Source organism: Rhodoblastus sp. (assembly GCF_041915505.1).
Classification (GTDB): domain Bacteria; phylum Pseudomonadota; class Alphaproteobacteria; order Rhizobiales; family Beijerinckiaceae; genus Rhodoblastus.
The window spans coordinates 1-3,133 of the sequence record NZ_JAYSBG010000387.1 but is presented as its reverse complement, the minus strand read 5'-3'; the positions used below and the strand labels follow the sequence as shown (position 1 = coordinate 3,133).

Sequence of the window (3,133 nt, the reverse complement as noted above, 5' to 3'; positions counted from 1 at the left end):
GCGCCGGTGGAGGGAGCGACACAACCCGCCGCATCGGCGAATGAAGGGCGCAAGGCCGTTGAAGCCATGGTGGACCATCTGGCGCAACGTCTCGCCGCTCAGGGCGGGAGCGCAGACGATTGGATTCGCCTCATCCGCTCCTACCGGGCGCTCGGCAAATCCACGCGGGCGCAGGACGCCTACGAGCAGGCGCGCCGGACTTTTGCGAGCGATGACGCTTCGCGGCGAAAACTCGCGTCGCTGGCTCAGGAAGTCGGGCTGGACGTCAGATAAAGCTGCTATTCGGCCCGGGTTCAAGCGCATGGCGGAAATACCATCGTCGCCCGTGCGCCATCCCTTGACGACAGCGTCGCCTCCAGGCGGCCGCCGTGGATTTCGGCGATCCGGCTGACGATCTTCAGGCCAAGGCCGGGCCGGTCGAGGCCGTTGCGCTTGACCTCGGGCGCGGGCGCCCGCTGGACGTCGCCCTGGTCGTCGGAAACGGTCAGGCAAGGGCCTGGACCCGCGGCGACGATGATCGCCGCGCCCTCTCCGGTGTGGCGGATGGCGTTGTCGATCAGGTTGCGCAAAGCGTTTTCGACCAAAGCGCGGTGGCCGCGAAATGGCGCGCCGCCGCGATCCTCGAAAGCGATCGTTCGTCCGGATTCGAAGACGAGCGGCGCCAGAGTCGCAACGACGTGCTGCGCCGAATCCGCCGGATCGATTTTTTCCGGAGCGGCGACGCCGGCGCCTTCGAGGCGCGCCAATGTCGTCAGTTGCTCGACCAGGCGATTCAAAGCGTCCAGATCGCGCTCCACCTCGCGCGCGCGCGGATCGGCGATCTTTTCGAGCTCCAGCCGGGCCACCGCCAAAGGCGTGCGGACCTCGTGGGAAATCGCCGAGGTCATGATCCTTTGCGACTGCATCAGCGCAAAGACGCGTTCGAGAGCGCCGTTGACGGCCTTGGTGTAATTCGCGATCTCGCGGGGCATGCCTTCGACCGGCAGGCGCGCCGCCGGCGCAAGCGGGTCGATTTTCGCGGCGAGGTCCGCGTTCAGGCGCACGGGGCGCAAAGCCTGAGCGATCGAGAGGCTGGTGGCGCCCAGGACGAAAACCAGCAGCAGGCTCATGGGAAGCGCCATGTGATCGGCGGCCTCCTGGCCGAGCACGCGCCAGATGACGCCCCGGGGATCGTCGATGATCGCGACATCGATCATCACCGCCGCGGGATCGTCCGAGACGCGCCTGCCGCCGGCGATGTTCAGCGGCTTGCCCGGCTTCAGCTCGATCATCCAGAAACTCAGCCGCCGCGTTTCGGACGTCGGGAAATAGGCGTCGCATTCGGCGCCGCAATTAGAGTAGAGCGACGCGCCCGCCGCGTCGAGCACACGCACGAAATAGCCTTGGGCCGGGACGCGATATCGATCGCGCATCGCCGCAGGAGGTTCGTAGGCGGCGCGTCCATCCGCCACGGACAGACCGGAGGCCAGCGACCGGGTCTCCATTTCGATGGCGAGGCGGCCAAGGTTCTGGGTATCCCGCCAATATTCAAGGAAAACGCCGGCGACCTGCGCGAGCATGGCGATGGCGGCGAAGAGTACGATCCGCCGGACGACGAGCGCGGTGAGCGAAGGCGGGCGGCGCGTCACGCCTTCAGCTCACGCAGGAGATAGCCCAGGCCGCGAATGGTTTCGAGCGCCGCGCCGGAAGGATAGGAGCCAAGCTTCCTGCGCAGGCGCGATATGACGAGCTCGACGGCATTGGTCGAAATATCGTCGCCGAATTCCGACAAGGCGTGCTCGATGCGGCGCTTCTGGACGGCGCGTCCGACCTCGCGCATGAGAATTTCCATGATCGCGCGCTCACGCCGCGTCAGCGGAACGTCTTGGTCGGCGCAGGCCAGCAGCCCCGTGGCGGGATCGAACGCCAGGCGGCCGGCGGTCAGATGAGGCGCCGCGGTTTCCGCCGCGCGGCGCAGGAGCGCGCGGCAGCGCGCGAGAAATTCCCGGTGGTTGAAAGGCTTGACCAGATAGTCGTCGGCGCCGGCGTCGAGCCCGGCGATGCGCTCGTCGATCGCCGCGCGCGCGGTCAGCGCAAGAATAGGCGTGCGCAGGCCGTTGCGGCGCAGGGCGCGGATGAAGTCGAGGCCGTCGCCGTCGGGCAAGCCAAGGTCGATCAGCAACAGATCATAGGCGGTTGTCGCGATCGCCGCATCGCCGTCCGCAAGCGTGCCGAATGAATCGATGCGCCATCCGGCGTCATGCACGCTTTCCGCCAGCAGGTCGCGCAAGCGCGCCGTGTCCTCAATCAGCAAGAGTCTCATGCGCGTCTTCGAAAAATCCGGCTTTCCGCGAGGCCGATGGCGAGATCTTCGGCTTCGCCGGGCAAGGACGCCAAAGCTCAGGCGTTGGCGTTCGGGCGATGATCCGATCGGCGATATTGACGATAAACCGCCGTTTCCGCCTCCCAATTGCTCGCCCATCGGTCGAGCGTCCGCAAGATGGCGGTTTTCGCCTCGCCCGAAACCACAACGAATTTCTCGTTTCGCCTAGCGGGGTTCCTGGTCGTCAGGATCAAATTGGCGCGGATGAGGGCGATGAGCTTGCGCTTCCCGGTCGTCGGGCTGCAGCCGGCGAAGGGATAAGCGTCGGTCGCGCGCAGTTTCACCCGCTCCTCTTCCGTCAAGGCATAGATGGCGGACAGCAGGTTCCAATAGGCGAGCCCGTCCGTTTCATCGAAAACCAGTCCGAGATTTCTCAGTTCTTCGATCCAGAACACAAGCGGGTCGCTGGCGCATCTGATCAATCGCGTCGCCGGCGATGTGATTTTCCGATCGTCCCAGGGAGATGACATCACCGCCTCCTCTCTCCGACGCCTCGAATCAAATGGTTCGGGCCATCCAGACCCCTATCGACTCGCCAAACTGTCATTTTCCTGTCGTCGCGGGCTATCTTCGGTTTTCCGAACCCCCCTGCGAATTTGTTAGCGGACCGACAAATTCCTGCGCTAGGGAGACGTCGACGCCTTGCAGCTCCCGCCCCAACCGGAGAAATGGTTCGATGCCCGCCACGCCCCATGTCGAAAAGCATTTCCTCGGGTCGGAAACGGTTCGCGACGTCGTCATCGGCATGTCGGACGGCTTGACGGTGCCGTT

The 3,133-nt window shown here is 65.2% G+C and carries 3 protein-coding genes and 2 pseudogenes; 2 read left to right on the top strand and 3 right to left on the bottom strand.

Annotated features, from left to right (window positions below; translation table 11 throughout):
* Positions 1 to 273, top strand: a pseudogene (locus ACE3S9_RS17365) (c-type cytochrome biogenesis protein CcmI); the annotation flags it as partial.
* Positions 274 to 293: 20 nt separating this feature from the next.
* Here the strand turns inward: ACE3S9_RS17365 and ACE3S9_RS17360 are convergent.
* The 3 genes from ACE3S9_RS17360 to ACE3S9_RS17350 form a co-directional block, all read right to left on the bottom strand.
* A complete protein-coding gene (locus tag ACE3S9_RS17360) occupies positions 294 to 1,628 on the bottom strand; it encodes a sensor histidine kinase (RefSeq protein WP_374547737.1) in 1,335 nt (444 codons plus the stop codon).
* Positions 1,625 to 2,302 (bottom strand): response regulator, encoded by a 678-nt coding sequence (locus ACE3S9_RS17355; protein WP_374547736.1) that lies wholly within the window; start codon positions 2,300 to 2,302, stop codon positions 1,625 to 1,627. Before ACE3S9_RS17355 ends, ACE3S9_RS17360 begins: the two co-directional genes overlap by 4 nt.
* A gap of 77 nt (positions 2,303 to 2,379) precedes the next feature.
* Positions 2,380 to 2,832, bottom strand: a complete 453-nt coding sequence (locus tag ACE3S9_RS17350) for a hypothetical protein (protein ID WP_374547735.1) — start codon at positions 2,830 to 2,832, stop codon at positions 2,380 to 2,382.
* A gap of 206 nt (positions 2,833 to 3,038) precedes the next feature.
* On the opposite strand from ACE3S9_RS17350, the pseudogene ACE3S9_RS17345 reads away from it, so the two are divergent.
* Positions 3,039 to 3,133: pseudogene (locus tag ACE3S9_RS17345) on the top strand (iron transporter); the annotation flags it as partial.

What these genes read in the sequence shown, in the direction of transcription:
- ACE3S9_RS17355 (WP_374547736.1), bottom strand. Translation starts at nt 2,302, where the DNA reads ATGAGACTCTTGCTGATTGAGGACACGGCGCGCTTGCGCGACCTGCTG.
- ACE3S9_RS17350 (WP_374547735.1), bottom strand. Translation starts at nt 2,832, where the DNA reads ATGTCATCTCCCTGGGACGATCGGAAAATCACATCGCCGGCGACGCGA.